Annotated in this window: 21 protein-coding genes; 8 read left to right on the top strand and 13 right to left on the bottom strand. The window is 65.8% G+C overall.

Annotated elements, in window-relative coordinates; genetic code table 11:
* Window positions 1-78: 78 nt before the first annotated feature.
* The 3 genes from sphantq_RS14365 to sphantq_RS14355 are packed head-to-tail and all read right to left on the bottom strand — an operon-like array spanning window position 79 to window position 4,033.
* Window positions 79-888 carry a ferritin-like domain-containing protein gene (locus tag sphantq_RS14365; protein WP_272798801.1) on the bottom strand — a complete coding sequence of 270 codons (810 nt, stop codon included), beginning with the start codon at window positions 886-888 and terminating at the stop codon, window positions 79-81.
* Window positions 885-1,346: a thioredoxin-dependent thiol peroxidase gene (gene bcp / locus sphantq_RS14360; protein ID WP_129925442.1), complete on the bottom strand. Its 462-nt coding sequence runs from the start codon at window positions 1,344-1,346 to the stop codon at window positions 885-887. The genes sphantq_RS14365 and bcp overlap by 4 nt, the downstream gene beginning before the upstream one ends.
* Complete coding sequence (locus sphantq_RS14355) at window positions 1,346-4,033, bottom strand: bifunctional [glutamine synthetase] adenylyltransferase/[glutamine synthetase]-adenylyl-L-tyrosine phosphorylase (RefSeq protein WP_272798800.1); 2,688 nt, start codon at window positions 4,031-4,033, stop codon at window positions 1,346-1,348. The genes bcp and sphantq_RS14355 overlap by 1 nt, the downstream gene beginning before the upstream one ends.
* A gap of 60 nt (window positions 4,034-4,093) precedes the next feature.
* Between sphantq_RS14355 and sphantq_RS14350 the strand changes: the two genes are divergently transcribed.
* Together sphantq_RS14350 and sphantq_RS14345 are read left to right on the top strand one after the other, a co-directional pair.
* Entirely contained in the window at window positions 4,094-4,312 is a 219-nt protein-coding gene (locus tag sphantq_RS14350; protein ID WP_330219408.1) for a hypothetical protein, read from the top strand.
* A 106-nt stretch (window positions 4,313-4,418) separates the two neighbouring features.
* Window positions 4,419-4,766, top strand: coding sequence for a hypothetical protein (locus tag sphantq_RS14345; RefSeq protein WP_066600819.1), 348 nt, complete (start codon window positions 4,419-4,421; stop codon window positions 4,764-4,766).
* Window positions 4,767-4,769: 3 nt separating this feature from the next.
* On the opposite strand, the gene ypfJ is transcribed toward sphantq_RS14345, so the two are convergent.
* Window positions 4,770-5,648 (bottom strand): KPN_02809 family neutral zinc metallopeptidase, encoded by an 879-nt coding sequence (ypfJ, locus tag sphantq_RS14340; RefSeq protein WP_272798799.1) that lies wholly within the window; start codon window positions 5,646-5,648, stop codon window positions 4,770-4,772.
* A 146-nt stretch (window positions 5,649-5,794) separates the two neighbouring features.
* On the opposite strand from ypfJ, the gene sphantq_RS14335 reads away from it, so the two are divergent.
* A complete protein-coding gene (locus sphantq_RS14335; protein WP_066600812.1) occupies window positions 5,795-6,988 on the top strand; it encodes a DUF3734 domain-containing protein in 1,194 nt (397 codons plus the stop codon).
* Window positions 6,985-7,776 (top strand): 3-hydroxybutyrate dehydrogenase, encoded by a 792-nt coding sequence (locus sphantq_RS14330; protein ID WP_066600810.1) that lies wholly within the window; start codon window positions 6,985-6,987, stop codon window positions 7,774-7,776. Before sphantq_RS14335 ends, sphantq_RS14330 begins: the two co-directional genes overlap by 4 nt.
* Before the next feature lie 48 nt (window positions 7,777-7,824).
* On the opposite strand, the gene sphantq_RS14325 is transcribed toward sphantq_RS14330, so the two are convergent.
* Genes sphantq_RS14325 through sphantq_RS14315 form a run of 3 tightly spaced genes read right to left on the bottom strand, consistent with a single transcriptional unit; the run spans window position 7,825 to window position 8,510 of the window.
* Window positions 7,825-8,112: a hypothetical protein gene (locus sphantq_RS14325; RefSeq protein ID WP_272798798.1), complete on the bottom strand. Its 288-nt coding sequence runs from the start codon at window positions 8,110-8,112 to the stop codon at window positions 7,825-7,827.
* Window positions 8,113-8,114: 2 nt separating this feature from the next.
* Window positions 8,115-8,243 (bottom strand): hypothetical protein, encoded by a 129-nt coding sequence (locus tag sphantq_RS14320; RefSeq protein ID WP_269076424.1) that lies wholly within the window; start codon window positions 8,241-8,243, stop codon window positions 8,115-8,117.
* Window positions 8,244-8,270: 27 nt separating this feature from the next.
* Window positions 8,271-8,510: a hypothetical protein gene (locus sphantq_RS14315; RefSeq protein ID WP_244884335.1), complete on the bottom strand. Its 240-nt coding sequence runs from the start codon at window positions 8,508-8,510 to the stop codon at window positions 8,271-8,273.
* A gap of 273 nt (window positions 8,511-8,783) precedes the next feature.
* Between sphantq_RS14315 and sphantq_RS14310 the strand changes: the two genes are divergently transcribed.
* Window positions 8,784-10,136, top strand: coding sequence for an amidohydrolase (locus sphantq_RS14310; protein WP_129925339.1), 1,353 nt, complete (start codon window positions 8,784-8,786; stop codon window positions 10,134-10,136).
* Window positions 10,137-10,150: 14 nt separating this feature from the next.
* Window positions 10,151-10,618 carry a hypothetical protein gene (locus sphantq_RS14305; protein ID WP_272798797.1) on the top strand — a complete coding sequence of 156 codons (468 nt, stop codon included), beginning with the start codon at window positions 10,151-10,153 and terminating at the stop codon, window positions 10,616-10,618.
* A gap of 10 nt (window positions 10,619-10,628) precedes the next feature.
* Here sphantq_RS14305 and bdcA read toward each other — a convergent pair whose 3' ends face one another.
* Complete coding sequence (bdcA, locus tag sphantq_RS14300; RefSeq protein WP_129925337.1) at window positions 10,629-11,342, bottom strand: SDR family oxidoreductase; 714 nt, start codon at window positions 11,340-11,342, stop codon at window positions 10,629-10,631.
* A gap of 71 nt (window positions 11,343-11,413) precedes the next feature.
* Between bdcA and sphantq_RS14295 the strand changes: the two genes are divergently transcribed.
* Complete coding sequence (locus sphantq_RS14295; protein WP_272798796.1) at window positions 11,414-12,007, top strand: TetR/AcrR family transcriptional regulator; 594 nt, start codon at window positions 11,414-11,416, stop codon at window positions 12,005-12,007.
* Window positions 12,008-12,028: 21 nt separating this feature from the next.
* Here sphantq_RS14295 and sphantq_RS14290 read toward each other — a convergent pair whose 3' ends face one another.
* From sphantq_RS14290 to sphantq_RS14270, 5 genes are all read right to left on the bottom strand, one after another.
* Complete coding sequence (locus tag sphantq_RS14290) at window positions 12,029-13,018, bottom strand: nucleotidyltransferase domain-containing protein (protein ID WP_272798795.1); 990 nt, start codon at window positions 13,016-13,018, stop codon at window positions 12,029-12,031.
* On the bottom strand, window positions 13,015-13,878 hold the full coding sequence (locus sphantq_RS14285; protein ID WP_272798794.1) for an HprK-related kinase A: 864 nt from the start codon (window positions 13,876-13,878) through the stop codon (window positions 13,015-13,017). Before sphantq_RS14285 ends, sphantq_RS14290 begins: the two co-directional genes overlap by 4 nt.
* Window positions 13,875-14,162, bottom strand: a complete 288-nt coding sequence (locus sphantq_RS14280; RefSeq protein ID WP_272798793.1) for an HPr-rel-A system PqqD family peptide chaperone — start codon at window positions 14,160-14,162, stop codon at window positions 13,875-13,877. The genes sphantq_RS14285 and sphantq_RS14280 overlap by 4 nt, the downstream gene beginning before the upstream one ends.
* Window positions 14,163-14,228: 66 nt before the next feature.
* Complete coding sequence (locus sphantq_RS14275; RefSeq protein WP_272798792.1) at window positions 14,229-15,389, bottom strand: glycosyltransferase; 1,161 nt, start codon at window positions 15,387-15,389, stop codon at window positions 14,229-14,231.
* Window positions 15,390-15,486: 97 nt separating this feature from the next.
* The gene (locus sphantq_RS14270) at window positions 15,487-15,912 is read right to left on the bottom strand and encodes a hypothetical protein (protein ID WP_066600793.1); all 426 of its coding nucleotides are present in this window, start codon (window positions 15,910-15,912) and stop codon (window positions 15,487-15,489) included.
* Between the two features lie 100 nt (window positions 15,913-16,012).
* On the opposite strand from sphantq_RS14270, the gene sphantq_RS14265 reads away from it, so the two are divergent.
* A complete protein-coding gene (locus tag sphantq_RS14265) occupies window positions 16,013-17,296 on the top strand; it encodes an ATP-binding protein (protein WP_066600785.1) in 1,284 nt (427 codons plus the stop codon).
* Window positions 17,297-17,300 lie beyond the last annotated feature (4 nt).

Genomic DNA, 17,300 nt, shown 5'->3' with positions numbered 1-17,300 from the left:
ATGCCCCTCGGCGCTTCCCGTGTTTAATTTATTGGCGACCTGGATCGCCCCCGCCGGATGCAAACTGCAAATCGCCGGTCATGTTGCAAGCGCGACGTAGAATTCTTCCGTCAGACCGGCCTGTCGACGCGCCGAGTCGTTGAACGGCGGCTTAACGCTGCCGCGAAAATGGCGTTTCACAAGCATTTGGTAATGATTGGCCGCATCCACGCCCAATCTGTTCGTCGCCGCGATGAACCATTTCGTCCCGGCCGCGACGTGACGAATCTCGTCCATCATAATGCGTCGCAGCATCCGGCCGGACGCCATGTCACCCACCATTTCGAACCGTTCGATCGTGGCCGGCGTGATGTCGAGCGCCCGCGCCTCCAGCACCATGGGCACGATGGCGAGCCGGGCGAGCGCATCGCCCGCCGTTTCCTCCGCCGCCTGCCACAGGCCATCATGGGCGGGCAGCGCGCCATAATGGCTGCCCATCTGGCGCAGACGGCGCTCCAGCAGCGCGAAATGCATCGCCTCCTCCGCCCCGACCTGCATCCATTCGTCGGTAAAGACCGCGGGAAACTGCCCACCAAAACGGCCGATCAGGTCGAAGGCGAGATCGATTGCAACGCATTCGATATGGGCGATCGCATGGAGCATGGCGATCCGCGCCCGATCCGAACCGATCTTGCCGCGCCGGGGTATCTGGCCGGGCGGCAACAGGATCGGCGTGGCGGGCCGCGCGGGCCGATCCGGCAAAACGACGTCGAACCGGTGCGCCAACCGTCCCTGCCGCCACGCCCGCGCCACCGCGCGCGCAGCCATCAGCTTGGCGCGCGGATCGGGCGTCAGCAGGACATGGGCGCACCCCGCGCCCACGCTCGTCACGACAATGGGCAGGGTCAAAGCGCCTGTACCGCCTCCAGCACCTCTGCGGCGTGGCCCTTGACCTTCACCTTGGGCCAGATCCGCAGGATCGCGCCGTCCGCGCCGACCAGGAAGGTCGCGCGCTCGATCCCCATATATTTGCGGCCATAGAGCGACTTTTCGACCCAGGTGCCGAACGCCTCGCACGCGGCGCCCGATTCGTCGGAGGCGAGAATGACGCGCAAGCCATATTTGTCGGCGAATTTCTTGAGCTTGCCCGGCTTGTCCTTAGAAATACCCACGATCGGCACGCCAGCAGCGGCGAAATCATCGGCCAGCGCGGTGAAATCCTTCGCCTCGTTGGTGCAGCCGGGCGTGTCCGCCTTGGGATAGAAATAGACGACCAGCGGCTTGCCCTGATAAGCGTCCAGCGTGAAATCCACGCCATCAGCGTCGGTCAGCGTCACGGCGGGGACGGACATACCCTGTTCCAGCATCATAGTTCCTCCTGATAGGGCGCGGCGAGCGCGGCCCAGGCCTCGCCCACGCATTGCCGCGCCTTGGCATAGCTTGCAAGCAGCCCGTGCCAATCGGCCACGCCGCAGGCGCGGGCGACCAGCGGCCGCGTCGCCTCTGCCGGCTCGGTCGATTTGGGCGACACCAAACGCGACACCACCAGATAGCGGGTGATGAGGTCATGCGCGGCGATCAAGTCGGCAGGCAGATGGCCGGACGAGACCAATTCGGCCAGCGCCTGGCCCAAATCCGGGTCAAATGCCATGCCGTGGCGGAACTGGTTCACATGGATTAGAAATTCCAGATCGACGAGGCCGCCCGGCACGAGTTTGACGTCGAGGTCGCTGGCCGGCGGCTTATGTTTGGCGATGTCGCCGCGCATCTTCACCGCCTGGCGCGCCAGCTCGTCGAAATCGCGCGGACGTCGGAGCGTTTCTATCAGGACAGCGTCGGTCGCCGCGCGCGCGGCGGGCGAACCGAAGACAGGCCGGGCGCGGGTGAGCGCCAGATGCTCCCACGTCCAGGCGTCCTCCCGCTGATATTTTGCGAAACTGTCGAGGCTGACCGCCAATAGCCCCTGGGCACCCGATGGACGCAATCGCGTATCGACCTCATAGAGCGGGCCGAAAGCGGTGGCGACTGACAGAGCGTTGGTGATGCGCTGGGCAAGGCGGTTGAAATATTGGGTTGCGCCCAGCGGCTTGCGCCCATCCGATTCGGTCGAGAAATCGCCGGTGAAGAGATAGACAAGATCGAGGTCGGAGGCGTGGGTCAGCACGCCGCCGCCCATACGGCCCAGCGCCAGGATCACCATTTCGCCGCCCGGCACCTTGCCATGGGCGATTTCGAATTCGGCCACGGTCGCGGTGGCCAGCGCTTCGATCGCGGCCTGCGCGACGCGGCCATACCCCCTGCCCGCCTCCAGCGGATCGCCGCCGCGGATGATCTGCGCGCCCAGCGCGAAGCGGCGGTCGCCCACCCGCTGGCGCACCCGGTCGAGCAGCGCCTGATAATCCTCGCCCGGCTCCAGCGCGCCCAGTTGCTGCGCCAGTTGCGGCACCGGCGGCGGCGGATCGAAGGCGGTGGCGTCGATCAGGCCGTCGATCAATTCCGCGCGGCGCCCCAGCGCGTCGGCGAGCGTCGGCGCATGGCTCAATATTTCGGCCAGCAGTTCGACCAAAGCGGGGCGCGCGGCGAGCAGTTTGAAGAAGTTGATCGCGCTGGGCAGTCGGCCGATCATGTCGTCCAGCCGGTTGAGCGCGCGGCTGGGATCGGGCGCTTTGGCCAGCGCGCGCATGAGGTCAGGCATCAGCGCCTCCAGCGCCTCGCGCGACGCCGCGCTGCGCAGCGCCCGGATCGTGCCGCCGCGCCAGTGGGCGATCCGGGCGAGCGGGGTGTCGGGGTCGACGAAACCGATCTCGATGAGTTGCGCCTTTAGCCGCTCCTCGTCCTGGGAGAGCCCGGCATCGTCCTTTTGCGGGCTCAGGCGATCATAGTTGCGGCCGACCCATTCCACATGCGGGCGCAGCAGGTCGAGCAGCGCCGCCGCGTCTGGCAGGCCATGCAAGCGGGCGACATTGTCGAGACTGGCGGGCGATTTGGGCAGTTGATGGGTCTGATGGTCCTCCACCATCTGGAGCCGATGTTCGATGGTGCGAAACAGAATATAGGCCTCGTCCAGCCGCGCGGCGACATCGGCCTCAATCACGTTCGCCGCCGCGAGCGCAGCCAGCGCCTCGCGTGTGTTGCCCGATCGCAGCGACGGGTCGCGGCCGCCATGGATGAGTTGATGCACCTGCGCGAAAAATTCGACCTCGCGAATGCCGCCGCGGCCGCGTTTCAGGTCATAGCCTGGCCCGAACGCCTGCCCCTGCGCATAATGGTCGCGGATGCGGCGGCTGATATCGACAATCGCGTCGATCGCGCCGAAATCCAGGCTGCGCCGCCAGACGAAGGGACGGATCTGGCGCATGAAATAGTCGCCCAGCGCAATATCGCCGGCCGCCGGGCGCGCGCGGATGAAGGCGGCCTGTTCCCATCCCATCGCGGTCGATTCATAATAGCCGATCGCCGCCTCCACCGGCAGCGCGATCGGCGTCGCTTCGGGCGAGGGCCGCAGGCGCAGGTCGACGCGAAAGACATAGCCGTCGCCATCGCGGGCGGTGAGCAATTCGCTCATCCGGCGGCCGATGCGCACGGCGGCATCGGCCACATCCTCGCGCTCGCGATGCGGCAGGGTGGCGGGATCGTAGAGCAGGATCGGGTCGATATCCGACGAGTAGTTCAGCTCGCGACTGCCATGCTTGCCCAGCGCAAGGACGACGAAACCGCGATGCTCGGCATCGGGATAGCGTTCCTGCATCGCCGCGGCGAGCGCCTCCTCCAGCGCCTGGTCGGCAAAGTCGGAGAGGGTGCGGGTGACGCGATCCATGTCCCAGACGCCCGCCAGATCGGCGGCGGCCACCGCCAGCGCGATCGCCCCGCGACGGCGGCGCAGCGACCGGGCGACGCCGTCCTCCGGGCTGCCCGCCGCCAGCGCCGCGCCCAGCGCGCCGTCATGGTCGCCCGCCGCCAGCCGTTCGGTCACCTTAGGAAAACGGTCCAGCGCGCGCGCCAGAAAAGGCGAATGGCCCCTGATCCGGGCTTGCGTTTCCAGCCAGTCGGTCACGTCTGCTCTCCCTTATCTTCGGGCGCTATCGCTTGGGCTTGCGACGAATGCCAGAAACTTTTGGCCTACAAGGCCGTTCAGTCCTTCATGGACATCCAGCACAAAGTTGTCGGCCGATCGGCGCCGGACCGCAAAAGCGGCGCCGGTCACATCGTGACCGTCGCCTTGCCGGAGCCTTATGAAGGTGTCGGCAACGCATTGCGTGCAACCTTTGCGCCCGGCCGAGACGCGGTGCCAGATGATATGTTGGCGTTGCTGACGAAGCTGGACCGGCACTGATCCTGCTCAGGTCGGCCTGTTCGACCAGGCCGAAGGCATGGCAGGGTTTTATTTACCCATAGCGGATAGAAGTCGGCGCTTATCTTTCCAGAAAAGTCGCACGCTCATGCTCTATCGCAATTTCGCCATCGCCACGCTGCTGGCCGCGCCGCTGATCGTCATGGCGACCCAGGCTTTCCTGCCCCAGCCCAACGCCCCGCAGCAGGACCAATCCGCTATCAAGCCCGACGTGCCGCCGCCGCCGCCCCCCGTGCCGGCTGCGCCGGTCGTGACGCCGGGCGCGCCTTCGGTAGAGGCTGCAACATCCTTCGGCCAGCCCATGGCCGGTGCGGATCAGCCCGCGCTGGCGCCGGGCGCCGGCCTGCCAGACACATCGGCCCCGCCGATGACCGGCGGCATGGCACCCGGCTTTTCGCCGCAGGACGCCCCCGCCGGATCGCCCAATTCGGAATAAGGGTCAGATCGCGCCCTGGAACGTATCGCACTGGGCAGGATCGCCGGTCGACAGCCCCTTGCGCAGCCATTCCGTCCGCTGCGCGCCGGTGCCGTGGGTGAAGCTTTCGGGCACAGGCCGTCGCCCGGCCGATTTCTGGAGCGTGTCGTCGCCGATCGCCTGCGCCGCGCGCATCCCTTCCTCCAGGTCGCCCGCCTCCATCAAATTCGTGTCGCGCGCGGCCCATACGCCGGCATAGCAGTCCGCCTGCAACTCCATCTTCACCTGCAGCGCATTGCCTTCCGCCTCGCTGGCGCGCTGCTGAGCCCTGCGAATCTTGTCCGACTCGCCGGTGATGGTCTGGATATGATGCCCGACCTCATGCGCGATGATGTAGCCGATCGGGAAATCGCCCGGCGCGTTGAAGCGGCTTTCCATCTCGTTGAAGAAATCGGTGTCGATATAGATGCGCTGGTCGGCCGGGCAGTAAAATGGCCCCATCGCCGATTGCGCCGCGCCGCAGCCCGACTGGCCGTTCTGGCTATAGAAGACCAGGGTGGGCGGGGGATATTGTTGCCCCTCCGCCTTGAAGATGTCGGTCCAGCGGCGTTCGGTCGATCCCAGCACCTTGAGCGAAGTGCGCTGTATGTCGCTCAGCGCGCCGGTCGCGGGTCGTTCGGTTTGCACCTGCTGTCCACCGCCGCCGCCGATCAGGCTCAATGGGTTCATGCCCATGACGACCATGATGATCAGGACCACGACGATCCCGCCGCATCCGAAACGGCTGCCGACCAACGGCAGCAACATGCCAAGCCCGCCGCCTAGGCCTCCGCCCAAACCGCCGCCGCCACGGCCGTCCTGCACCTCGTAATGGCTGCTTTCCTGTTCGTCGTCGAGCCGCATGGCGCCCTCCTTTTCTCTTGATCGTTGCCTACGCGATTCAATGTCTTCGGGGAACAGTCCGCCGACATGAAGGTTGCGGCGACAAGTGATTTGTTACGAGACATTAAGTTGGAATCATGACGCCAAAGACTATATTGCACTGCGACATGGCTGATATGGAACCCAAGGCGTCGGAAGCGAAACCGCTTCGCCGCGCGCGCACACCCCTTCCCCTCCCCCGCGAGGTCGCGTTGCTGTTGCAGGGCGGCGGGGCGCTGGGATCTTTCCAGTCCGGCGCCTATGAACGACTGGACGAACTGGGCGTCGATGTCAGCTGGGTCGCGGGCATATCAATCGGCGCGATCAACGCGGCGATCATCGCGGGTAACCTGCCGCATCGGCGACTCAGCCGGCTGAAGAAATTCTGGTATACCGTATCGGGCGGGATGCCCAACATGATCCTGCCGGAAATCGACCATATCCGCGAAGCGATGCATCTTGGGGCGGCGAGCGCTGTCGCCACCTTCGGCGTGCCGGGCATGTTCCGTCCGCGCCTGTGGCCCGCGCCGTTGATGCCGGAAGGCACGCCGGGTGCGATCAGTTTCTACGACAGCGCGCCATTGAAGGACACGCTGGACGCCTGCGTCGACTGGGATTTGCTGAACGACGGCCCCGTCCGCCTGTCGGTGGGCGCGGTCGATGTGGAAACGGGCAATTTCGCCTATTGGGACACGCGCGGTCCCGGCGGCAATACCCGGATCGACGCGCGCCACATCATGGCGTCGGGCGCCCTGCCCCCCGGCCTGCCCCCGATCGAGATTGACGGGCGCTGGTATTGGGACGGCGGCATTGTGTCCAATACGCCGCTGGCCCATGTCCTCAATCACCAGACCGAGGATATGCTGGTGTTCCAGGTCGACCTCTTCCCCGCCGAAGGGCCAATGCCGCGGCAGATGACCGACGTCTATTCGCGCATGAAGGACATCCAGTATAGCAGCCGCACCCGGCAGGTGACGGACCAATATCTGCGTCTGCGCCGCGAGCATGGCGCGATCAAGGCGCTGCTCGACAAGCTGCCGCCCGAATTGCAGGACGAAAGCGAGGCGCAGGCGCTGCGCCAGTGCCTGGATCAGGGTTCAGTCAACATCGTCCACCTGATCTATCGGTCGCGCGCCTGGGAAAGCGGAGCGAAGGATTTCGAATTTTCCCGCTCGACCATGCTGGATCATTGGAGCCAGGGCCGCGATGCGGTGGAGGAAGTGATGCACAAGGGCGATCTGATCGCGCGCAACATCCTCGACGGCAAGAGCGCGACCTTCGACCTCGACGCACCGGATCACCTGAAGGAGAAGAAGGCATGAGCAAGAGCTTGGCGGGCAAGACGGCCCTTATCACCGGGTCCACATCCGGCATCGGCCTCGCCTATGCCAAGGTTCTGGCCGGCGAAGGCGCCAATATCGTCATCAACGGTTTCGGCGAGTCCGATGCGATCGAAAAGGAGCGCGTCGGGCTGGAGGCGCTGAGCGGCGCCAAGGCGCTTTATTGCGGCCATGACCTTACCAGGGTCGATCAGATCGAGGCGATGATGAGCCAAGCCGCCGACACATTCGGCGGCGTGGATATCCTGATCAACAATGCCGGGATGCAGCATGTCGCGCCGGTGGAAGAGTTTCCGATCGACAAATGGGATCTCATCATCGCGCTCAATCTGAACGCGGCCTTCCACACCAGTCGGCTGGCGATCCCCTATATGAAATCGAAGAAATGGGGGCGCATCATCCAGACCGCGTCGGCCCATTCTCTGGTCGCGTCGCCCTTCAAAAGCGCCTATGTGACCGCCAAGCACGGACTGGCGGGCTTCACCAAGACGGTGGCGCTGGAAGTGGCGACCGATGGCATCACCGCCAACTGCATATCGCCCGGCTATGTCTGGACGCCGCTGGTCGAAAACCAGATTCCCGACACGATGAAGGCGCGGAACATGACGCGCGAGCAGGTGATGAACGACGTGCTGCTGGCCGGCCAGCCGACCAAGACGTTCGTGACGGCCGAGCAGGTCGCGGCCACCGCCTTGTTCCTGTGCAGCGATGCCGCGGCCAACATCACCGGCGCGAATCTGAGCATCGATGGCGGCTGGACCGCGCAGTAGGAGAAAAATGCCCATCGGCCGTTGACCGGCCGATGGGCGTCATGGCTATCAGGTCGCCGCCGGCGTCAGCAGGCGCAGAACCAACTGCAACCCGTCTTCGCTGGTCGTCGCCAGCGCCAGCGGGCGATCGGCCAGCCCGTCATGCTGGCTGTTGAGGAACAGGATGGCGTCCGAGGCGCCCAGCGTCTCTATCGCCATGCGAGTGATGCGCCCCTGCCGTTCGGCGGCATCGGGGGCCAGACGCACGGCGTTGCGCGGGATGAAGCGCCGTCCGGACATGCTGCGCCCTCCGGTGGAGGGAGTTTGGGTCGGATCGGCAGGTATATCGTCCGCCATGCTCAACTCTTCAACGTCACGATGCCGACCACGCCCGGTTTGGTCGAGGGGTTGGACGCATTGCCCTTGGGTGGTTTTTCCGCCTTGGGCTTGCGCACTTCGCGGTTCGTTTTCTTCTGGCCCTTGGCCATGGTCGGTCCTTCCTGAAAATCAGTCGTTCAAAGCGCAGCGCGCGCAGCGTCGTCTTCGGCGCGGAATTCGGCGACGATCGCCTCGTCCTCCGACAGGACTGCGCGGGTGGCGCGGCGGCGTTCGGCGCCGGCGGCCAGTTCCGCTTCCCGTCCCCAGGCATTGGCCGCCCGTTGCGCGATCTGGCGGGCATTGGGCAGGGTTTCGGACGATGCGCGCGCCTGATGCAACGATTGCTGCGCAAGGCAGAATGCGGATGTCTGGGCCATGGGACAGGCTCCTTATTTTTCGAGCGATGGGGCTGAAATAAAGCGGCGGCAGGGGGTGCGTGAAGATCAGCGCAGACGCGGTCGCGCCGCAACAGGTTGAACCATCATAGAGACGCATGACGCGCCGGATCGTTCCTTTCGCTTGTGAAATGGTGCTTCGGCATGGCGATTTCAAGAAAGCGCCCTGGCAGCAGCGCGCGCGGCGGGCGAAACTCCCCCTTTAACAGTCGTAAAATCCCCTTATGCTTCCGCCCAGCAAGGGAGATTATCACTATGCGCCACGCGCTCACGGCCGTTCTGGCCGCCGCCAGCCTTTCGTCCATCGCCGCCGCCCAGACAACACCGGCCGCGCCGCCCCCCTCGCCCGCGCAGAGCGTCATCGGCGCTGCGGTCGCAAAGGACATGGATGGTCTGATGACGCTTTATCGCGATCTGCACGCCAATCCCGAACTGTCGTTGCAGGAAGTCAACACCGCGACCAAACTCGCCAAGCGCCTGAAGGCGCTCAAGTTCGACGTGACCGAGAAGGTCGGCGGCACCGGCGTCGTCGCAGTGATGAAGAACGGGTCCGGCCCGACGCTGCTGATCCGCGCCGACATGGACGGACTGCCGGTGGTCGAACAGACGGGCCTCGCCTTCGCGTCCAAAGTCCGCACCAAGACACCCGAAGGGGTCGAGACCGGCGTCATGCATGCCTGCGGCCATGACACGCACATGACCGCCTTTATCGAGACCGCCAAGTTGCTCGCCGCCCGCAAGGACGTGTGGAAGGGCACGCTGGTCATGATCCTGCAACCCGCCGAGGAAGTGGGCAAGGGCGCGCGGATGATGCTGGAGGATGGGCTTTACACCCGTTTCCCCAAGCCCACCCACGCCATCGCCTTCCACGACGCTGCCAATATGGCGGCGGGACAGATCGGCTATACGCCCGGCTATGCGCTGGCCAATGTCGACAGCGTCGATATTTTGGTGAAAGGCCTTGGCGGTCATGGCGCCTATCCGCAGACGACCCGCGACCCGATCGTGCTGGCGTCGCGGATCGTCACCTCGCTCCAGACGCTGGTCAGCCGCGAGCAAGACCCGCAAGACCCCGCCGTCGTCACGGTCGGCAGCTTCCAGGCCGGAGCCAAGCACAACATCATCCCCGACGAGGCGAAGTTGCTGCTGACCGTCCGCAGCTATTCGGACGAGACGCGCGAAAAGCTGATCGAGGGCATACGGCGGATCAGCCGCGGCGAGGCGATCGCGGCTGGCGTGTCGGAGGACAAGATGCCGGTGGTGAGCGTGAAGGACGAATTCACCCCCTCCACCTTCAACCCGCCCGAATTCGCCGAACAGATGGCGGGTTTGCTCAAAAACCATTTCCCCGACGGCCGCGTGATCAAGACGAGCGCGGTTATGGGCGGCGAGGATTTCAGCCGTTTCTATCGCGCCGACAAGAGCATCAACAGCTTCATCTTCTGGGTCGGCGGCGTGCCGGCCGAAAAGATGGCGGCGGCGCAGACGGGCCAGGCCAGCCTGCCATCGCTGCACAGTCCTTTCTGGGCGCCGGAAGCCGACAAGGTGATCGCCACCGCGAGCGAGGCGATGACGGTTTTGGCGCTCGACATATTGAAGAAGCCGTAAATCAAAGAGAAAGGATGGCGGAACAGATTTTTCCGCGATCCTTTCTCGAAAGTCATTTGCCAGTCAAAGTGAAAGCACCCTATGTCAAGGCCTTGATCGCATGTGAATTGGACGATCCGGACGGAATCATCTTCGTGCACGCCACCGGCGTATGGATGATCGCCGACATCTATCGTCATTATAGCCATCTCACCCTCACATCGGATGATCGGCGTCGTAACGGGTGGCCGATCCGCATATTGTCCGACGTCACCGAAGCGGAGCGGCAGGCGCCCGATATCGAGGCGCCTATCCTGTGGCATATGGATCGCACTGACCTGCCCACCGACCGGGCCGCTATCCTGGTCGCCAATGTCGCGGACAAACTCTATGTCCGCGCCCGCCTGGGCCAGGCGATCGTCGCGGCCCTCTCCTCGCAACCGCCCACGGAAATGCGGCTGATGTCCGACGACCTGCGGCCGCCGGGCATCGTCGCCGTCTGATCGCGGAATCTCAGGCGCCGAAACCGCCGTCGATCGTGTGCATCGCGCCGGTGATGATGCCGGCTTCCGGTCCCGCCAGATAAGCGGCCAGGCCGGCAATCTCTTCCCCCGTCGCATGGCGCTTGATCGCCATGAAGCCGTGCATCAGGCCGCTCATCGGGCCATCCGCCGGGTTCATGTCGGTATCGGTCGGGCCGGGCTGTATGATGTTGACGGTAATGCCGCGCGCGCCGAAATCGCGGGCCAGGCCACGGGCCATGCCCTGCAACGCAGACTTGGTCAGCGCATAGGCCGCCCCGCCCTCGAACGGCATCCGGTCGCCATTGACCGATCCGATGACGATGATGCGGCCGCCGTCGGGCATGTGCCGCGCCGCCTCGACCGCGGCATGATAGGGCGCACGGACATTGATGTCGATCATCCGGTCGATCGCGTCGGCATCCTGTTCCAGCGGGTCGCCCAGAATGGCGGCGCCGGCATTGACCACCAATATGTCGAGCGGTCCCTGCGCTGCGACGACATCGATCACCGCCTGGCGATCGGCCGCGTCGGAGCGGATCGCGCTGGCCCCGGAGTCTGCGGCCAGCGCCTGCGCGGCGTCATGCGACCCGGCATAGGTGAAGGCCACCTGCGCACCGTCGGCCGCGAAACGCCGTACGATGGCGGCGCCGATGCCGCGGCTGCCGCCGAGAACGAGGGCCTTCTTCGAGGTGAAATCAGTCATGTCGGTCTTCCTTGTATTTTTGTAATGATCGCTATATAAATTGCTGATCGATTGGGTCAAGGAATTTTGTAGTGACCGTTAAAGAAAAATCGAAAAGCCGCGGCCGCCCACGCACCTTCGACCGGGAAGCGGCGCTGGATCAGGCACAGGCGCTGTTCCATGCGCAGGGCTATGACGGGGTCGGCGTGGCCGCGCTGGCGCAGGCGATGGGCGTCAATCCGCCCAGCCTCTATGCCGCCTTCGGCAGCAAGGCCGCCTTGTTCGATGAGGTGCTGGGCCGTTATGCGCGTAACGGCCTGCCGATCGACGCATTGCTGGCGCCCGGCGCGCCGCCCGCCGCCTCGCTGGGCACGCTGCTGCGCAAAGCCGCGCATATCTACGCCGCTGATCCGCAGACGGCTGGCTGCATGGTGCTGGAGGGCGCGCGCGGCGCGGATGCCGAAGCGGCCTGCTGCGCCCGCAACTGGAAGGCCGCAAGCGCGCAGCGGGTGCGCGACTTCCTGATCCCGACCCATGCAGACAAGGCGGCGGTCGTGGCCGACTATATGGTGACGGTGATGTCGGGCCTGTCGGCGGACGCGCGCGCGGGGACGCCCACGGATCGACTGGTGGCTGTCGCGGACATGGCGGGGCTGGCGATCGCGGCCATGTTGGACGATGGCTGATCGCGCGTCTGACTCATTCTCTTATTGCGGACGATGCCCCTTGCGCCATTTGATAAGCAGGTGCCGCGCCAGCATCAGCGGCGGCATCCGCAGCCAGTGCGACCGCACGAAGAAGGCGAAGACCAGCAGTTTGCGGCTTTCCCGGCCCCATCCGTCGCGCGCCAGCAATCGCGCGCGCACCAGTTTGTCCCACAGGGTCAGGCCCGCGCCCGAACCATAGATCGCGCCCGCCAGTCGTTGCGCCTGCCGCACATGGCGAACAAGACCGTGGCGCGTCGCGCGCGCGGCAAGCGCCATAGGATCGGCATCGGGCAGCAGGCAATATATGTCCCACAAGTTGCGCAGCCCGCCCTGCATATCCCCATCGGCCAGCATATGCGCGACCGAATGGACGATCCGATCCTCAATCGAAAGTATATATAATCCACTGGTTATATGAAGCGCATCGGCGATCATCGCCGCCGCATCCGGGGTCTGGCGCGCAGTCAGCGGCAATATGGTATGATGGACGTCGATCATCCGGTCGCGCTCGACATGAATCATCGGCGGCAGTTCATGCATCCACCGGCGATAATAGGCGTCGTCATAGGGGTCTTCCTTGACCCATTCCCATCCCGCCGCGATCAGCGCGCGCTCGACCGCAGGCATGGCGTCGCGCGGCACGAGAATGTCGAGATCGCCGATGAACCGCCCCTGCCCGGCGCGAAGGTCCGCCGCCACATAGGCCGCGCCCTTGAGCAGCACCAGTTTGACGTCGAGGCCACGCAGCGCCTGCCCCGCCCGATCCGCCTCCCACAGCGCCTGCTGCGCCTCCCGCCCGCTGTCGCGCCGGGCGTCGTCCAGGATCGGCCGCACCGCGTCTGGCAGGGCGACACCCTCCAGCCGATAGGCGAGCGTCCCGATCAGCCGTTCCGCCCGCGCCGCGGCGAGCAGGCGGTTCCAGCCGTCCGCGTCGAGCGTCCCGGCCGACGCCGGATCGCGCAGCGTGCGCACCAGCAGCGCCGCGCTCATGCCAGTTGCTCCCACAGCCGATCGACCATGGCGATGGCATCGTCGCCGGAGGGGAAATCGATCGCCCGCGCCGGGACATTGGCGACGAAGCGGGTGAGCGCGGTGAAGGCCGGCTCGCCCAGCGCGACATAATTGGTGGATGCCTGGGTCAGTCGCATGAAGATTTCGCCCTGCCCCACCGGCCGCACCGCCGCGTCATGGCCGAAACGGGGGAACAGCAGCAAAGCGGGCATTCCCCCCTCGCCCATGCGCGCCACCGCGTCCCCGCGCGGCACCATATGACGGATGTCGCCCTTCGCCGTTGCGGCCAGCAGCGGTCCCATGCGCGCTAAGCCGACCGCCTGCGTCACCACGTCTATCGCCCGGTTCTTGAGGCTGACGAGTCGCGGAAAAGGCAGGATCGCGCCGCTGTCCATGTCGAGCAGCGCGAACTCGTCGCCCATGAAGCGCCAGCCGCGCTCCCCCAGCAAAGCCGCCAGCGTCGATTTGCCCGACCCCGATTCTCCGGTCATCACCAGCACGCGCCCGTCCTTCTCCACGCTCGACGCATGGAGCAGCAGGTGACGGCGCCAGCCCAGCGCCATTTGCAGGTTCATGCCCATTTCGGCCGCCAGCAGGCCGTGGGCCAGACTCATCGGCGCGGCGTCCGCCAGGCCATGGTCGCCGGTGATGAAGATGGATGGCCGCACCCAGCGCCGCGCCAGACTGGTGGGCTGGAGCCGAACGGTGAAGTCGGCGATCGCCCCGTCCATATCGGGATAGGTGGCATAGAGCCGGCCCAGTTCCGCGATCGGCTGTCGCCAGGCGGACCCGATGCGGAAGGTCGCCGGACCGATGCGCAAGGTAATGGCGTGTCTCATGCCGGGCGCACCAGTCCCAGCGCGACGAGCGCGTCGAGATGCGCGCCGATCTCCGCCACGGCGTCGTCCACCGGCTCCAGATCATAGTCGCGCGCCAGTCGGTCGTGCATCGCCTGCGCGCTCACCGGCGCGCCGTCGGCCATGCGCGCCAAAATCTCCGGCACGGGGCTGATGACCATATGCGTCTGGCCCGATCGATGATGGTAGAGCAGGACGAGATCGTCGAGGACGCAGGTCGCCACCGCGTCCGTCTCGTCCCGGCGATAGGCTGTCGCTCCGTCCAAATCCGGCATCCCAAACTACTGTCCATGTCGCTGTAGCGCGAAAGACGTAGCCAAGTGCCTAACGCATCAGGACATCGCTGGCGACCGGACGGATTGCGGCGCAGGGGCGCCGACCAGACCCTCGAACGTGCGCAGATAGCGATCGAGCGCGCGCTGGACGCCATGGTCGCGCGTCGCCGCAGCCAGCAGCGCAGGCGACGCCGAATGCGCCAAAGCGCGTTCGATGGCCCGTGCAAAAGCGGCCGCATCGCCTACGCGCACCGCCGGATGCTGGCCGGCCTCCAGCAGAAGCGAGCGGATATTGGGCGTGCTGTCGGTCGCCACCACGCCCGCGCCGCAGGCCAGCGCCTCGATCAGCGTGGCGCACAACCCCTCCCAGCGCGACGGCTGGAGCAGCAGGTCGGTGCGGGCCATCAACGCCGCAAGGGCGTCGGGATCGCCGACATAGCCGGCGAAATCCACGCGATCGGCAATGCCCAGCGCCGCGCATTGCTGCTCCAGATTCGCACGAAGCGGCCCCTGTCCGGCGATGGTCAATCGCCAGTCGATATGGCGCAGGCGCGCCAGCGCGGCGAGCGCGGTCGCCTGATCCTTCTGCCGGGTCAGTCGCCCGACCATCAGCAACCGCCAGGGATCGCCGGACCCGCGCGGCGTCCGGGAAGCGCGGGCCAACTCCATCGCGGGCGTCACTGTCGGGCGGGGCAGCAGGCGAACGTCGCCGCTTTGCGCCAGCAGGGTGCGGTCATGCTCGCCCATGACGATGGTGAGGTCGCTCAGGCGCGCGATACTGCGGAAACGCATCAGCCGGGCCCAGGCGCCGGGACCGCGCTGGCCGGGTCGCACGATGGGGTTGGAGATGCGACCGACCGCCCTTGTATTGGTGCCCAGCGCGGCGAGCGCGACCAGCATGTTGCTCTGGTTGCCGGCCGAATAGAGGATATCCGGCCGATGCCGCCGGACCATCGCGGCGAGCGCGGGAAATTGCGCGATCATGGAAAGACGACGGACGCCGCCGGGCGCGGGCACGCGCCGCACGGTCAATGCGGGATCAATCAGGTGCGCGGCAGGACCATCGGTACGCGCCATCCACAATTCGACCGGCACGCCGCGCTGAAGCAGATGATTGGCTAGTAATATGGCGACGCGATCCAGACCGCCATCGCCCGGCTGGTACAGATAGACCGCCACCGAAAAAGCACGCTCCGCAGGGCGGCCGAACTGAAACATGGACTGTGCCTCGCCAAACATCGAACCATTTCAGGTTCGACGTCGTCAACGCGGACGATCCGTATCCGTTCAAACCGTTACGGGTGCGACGATCGGTTCAGCGCGGCATTTGCAGCGAAGCGTAGCAGGTAAAGCCGCTCGTTCCGCGCTGTAGCCGGCGGATATAGTTGAGATAGGCCTGGTTCTGTTCATAGCCGGTGCCGGGCAGCGGACGGCCGCGCAGCGCCTGCTTGACCTGTTCGCCGGTGAAGCTGCGGCCGGTCCCCGGATAGGCGCCGGGCGTGCCGGCCGGGACCAATTGGCCGTTGGGCGCAACGAAATTGCCCGCCCGGCTCTGGTCGGGCACCGGGATGGTGCAGTTGAGCACCGACGCAGCGGTGTTGGCCAGCGCAGGGCGGATCGACACGATCGCCGACGCCGCGGCAGCGCCGCCCATCAGCAACTGGCGACGCGACGGGACGGCCAGCGATGGCGCGTCATCGCGGGCTTCGGGGCTATCCTGTTCGGGCCTAGGGTCGCTCATATCGTCATGATCCGCTCGTCACGCTTGCCAAAGCGTAAAGATTGCACGCTATTGGGATAAGCCATCGCAGCAATTGCGCGACAAATCCAGCGCGGTAACCATGAATCGACTGACAACTTCGCAAATCACCGCCTCCCTCGCCATGCTGTTGCTTGGCGCCGGAGGCGCATTATTGCTGGGCGCGTCGCCCATCACCATCGCCCTGCCGATATTGGGCGGCCTGCTCGTCCTGCTCATCTGCGCGCAGGGCGTGGCGACGCGGCAGTCCGCCCCCGTCCCGCAGGAAGCGCCCGACCTGATCGGGCATCCCGATTTCGCCAGCCTGCTGGAAGGCATTTCCGACCCGCTGATGCTGGTCGAGCGCAGCCGCATCGCCCGCGCCAATCGCGCCGCGCAACGCCTGCTGGGCACGCATATCGAGGGTGAGGATGCGCGCATCGCGATCCGCCACCCCGCCGCCGCAGAACGGCTGGCCAGCACCGCCCCGCTGGCCGAGCCGGTGATGGTCGAATTGGTCGGCCTGGGCAGCCGCGACCAGCGCTGGCAGATGCGGATCGCGCCGGTCGGTCAGGTCGCCGACATGCGCCGTCTGGTTCACTTGGTCGACCATAGTGGCACTCATGCGGCGGAGCGGATGCGCGTCGATTTCGTCGCCAATGCCAGCCATGAGCTGCGCACGCCGCTGGCCGGGATATTGGGCTTCATCGAAACGCTGGCCGATCCCGAACTGGGCAAGGATGATGAAACCCGCCAGCGCTTCCTGAAGATCATGGATGGCGAGGCGCGGCGGATGCAGCGGCTGATCGACGATCTCATCTCCTTGAGCCGGATCGAGGCGGAGAAATATCGCGCGCCCGACACGCTGGTCGACCTGTCCGAACTGGCGGCCGAAGTGGTCGGCGTCTTCCGCTCCAGCCATGGCGAGCGCGGCCGCGAGGTAGAGATGGAGATCGCGCCGCAATTGCCCAGCGTGCAGGGCGACCGGGCGCAGCTCTCGCAGTTGCTGCACAATCTGATCGGCAATTCGATCAAATATGGCCGGCCCGGCACGCCGATTCGCGTCACGCTGAACGAAGGGCCGAGCAGCATGACGCGCCTGACGGTCGCCGATGAAGGCGAAGGGATCGGCCCGGACCACCTGCCCCGCCTGACCGAGCGTTTCTATCGGGTCGATTCGGGGCGCAGCCGGGCGATGGGCGGCACGGGCCTGGGCCTCGCCATCGTCAAACATATTGTCGAGCGGCATCGCGGCCGCTTCGACATCGCCAGCACATTGGGCAAGGGCACCACCATCACCGTCCTGTTGCCCCCGCCGATGGAAGATGCGCCAAATAAAAGCGACGAGAAAAGGCGCCCTTCGGCGCTTTCGGGTGCTATGTCATGAAAAT

The sequence above is a fragment of the Sphingobium sp. AntQ-1 genome (genome assembly GCF_028538045.1).
GTDB lineage: Bacteria > Pseudomonadota > Alphaproteobacteria > Sphingomonadales > Sphingomonadaceae > Sphingobium > Sphingobium cupriresistens.
Note: the sequence above shows the minus strand (reverse complement) of the source record. Positions and strands in the feature narration are given on the sequence as shown.

Bases quoted from the DNA above. Each gene is read 5' to 3' on its own strand.
- sphantq_RS14330 (WP_066600810.1), top strand. From the start codon at position 6,985: ATGAGCAAGAGCTTGGCGGGCAAGACGGCCCTTATCACCGGGTCCACA.
- sphantq_RS14320 (WP_269076424.1), bottom strand. From the start codon at position 8,243: ATGGCCAAGGGCCAGAAGAAAACGAACCGCGAAGTGCGCAAGCCCAAG.
- sphantq_RS14310 (WP_129925339.1), top strand. From the start codon at position 8,784: ATGCGCCACGCGCTCACGGCCGTTCTGGCCGCCGCCAGCCTTTCGTCC.
- sphantq_RS14275 (WP_272798792.1), bottom strand. From the start codon at position 15,389: ATGTTTCAGTTCGGCCGCCCTGCGGAGCGTGCTTTTTCGGTGGCGGTC.
- bcp (WP_129925442.1), bottom strand. From the start codon at position 1,346: ATGCTGGAACAGGGTATGTCCGTCCCCGCCGTGACGCTGACCGACGCT.
- sphantq_RS14315 (WP_244884335.1), bottom strand. From the start codon at position 8,510: ATGGCCCAGACATCCGCATTCTGCCTTGCGCAGCAATCGTTGCATCAG.
- sphantq_RS14325 (WP_272798798.1), bottom strand. From the start codon at position 8,112: ATGGCGGACGATATACCTGCCGATCCGACCCAAACTCCCTCCACCGGA.
- sphantq_RS14285 (WP_272798794.1), bottom strand. From the start codon at position 13,878: ATGAGACACGCCATTACCTTGCGCATCGGTCCGGCGACCTTCCGCATC.
- bdcA (WP_129925337.1), bottom strand. From the start codon at position 11,342: ATGACTGATTTCACCTCGAAGAAGGCCCTCGTTCTCGGCGGCAGCCGC.
- sphantq_RS14290 (WP_272798795.1), bottom strand. From the start codon at position 13,018: ATGAGCGCGGCGCTGCTGGTGCGCACGCTGCGCGATCCGGCGTCGGCC.
- sphantq_RS14305 (WP_272798797.1), top strand. From the start codon at position 10,151: ATGGCGGAACAGATTTTTCCGCGATCCTTTCTCGAAAGTCATTTGCCA.
- sphantq_RS14270 (WP_066600793.1), bottom strand. From the start codon at position 15,912: ATGAGCGACCCTAGGCCCGAACAGGATAGCCCCGAAGCCCGCGATGAC.
- sphantq_RS14265 (WP_066600785.1), top strand. From the start codon at position 16,013: ATGAATCGACTGACAACTTCGCAAATCACCGCCTCCCTCGCCATGCTG.
- sphantq_RS14335 (WP_066600812.1), top strand. From the start codon at position 5,795: ATGGCTGATATGGAACCCAAGGCGTCGGAAGCGAAACCGCTTCGCCGC.
- sphantq_RS14345 (WP_066600819.1), top strand. From the start codon at position 4,419: ATGCTCTATCGCAATTTCGCCATCGCCACGCTGCTGGCCGCGCCGCTG.
- ypfJ (WP_272798799.1), bottom strand. From the start codon at position 5,648: ATGCGGCTCGACGACGAACAGGAAAGCAGCCATTACGAGGTGCAGGAC.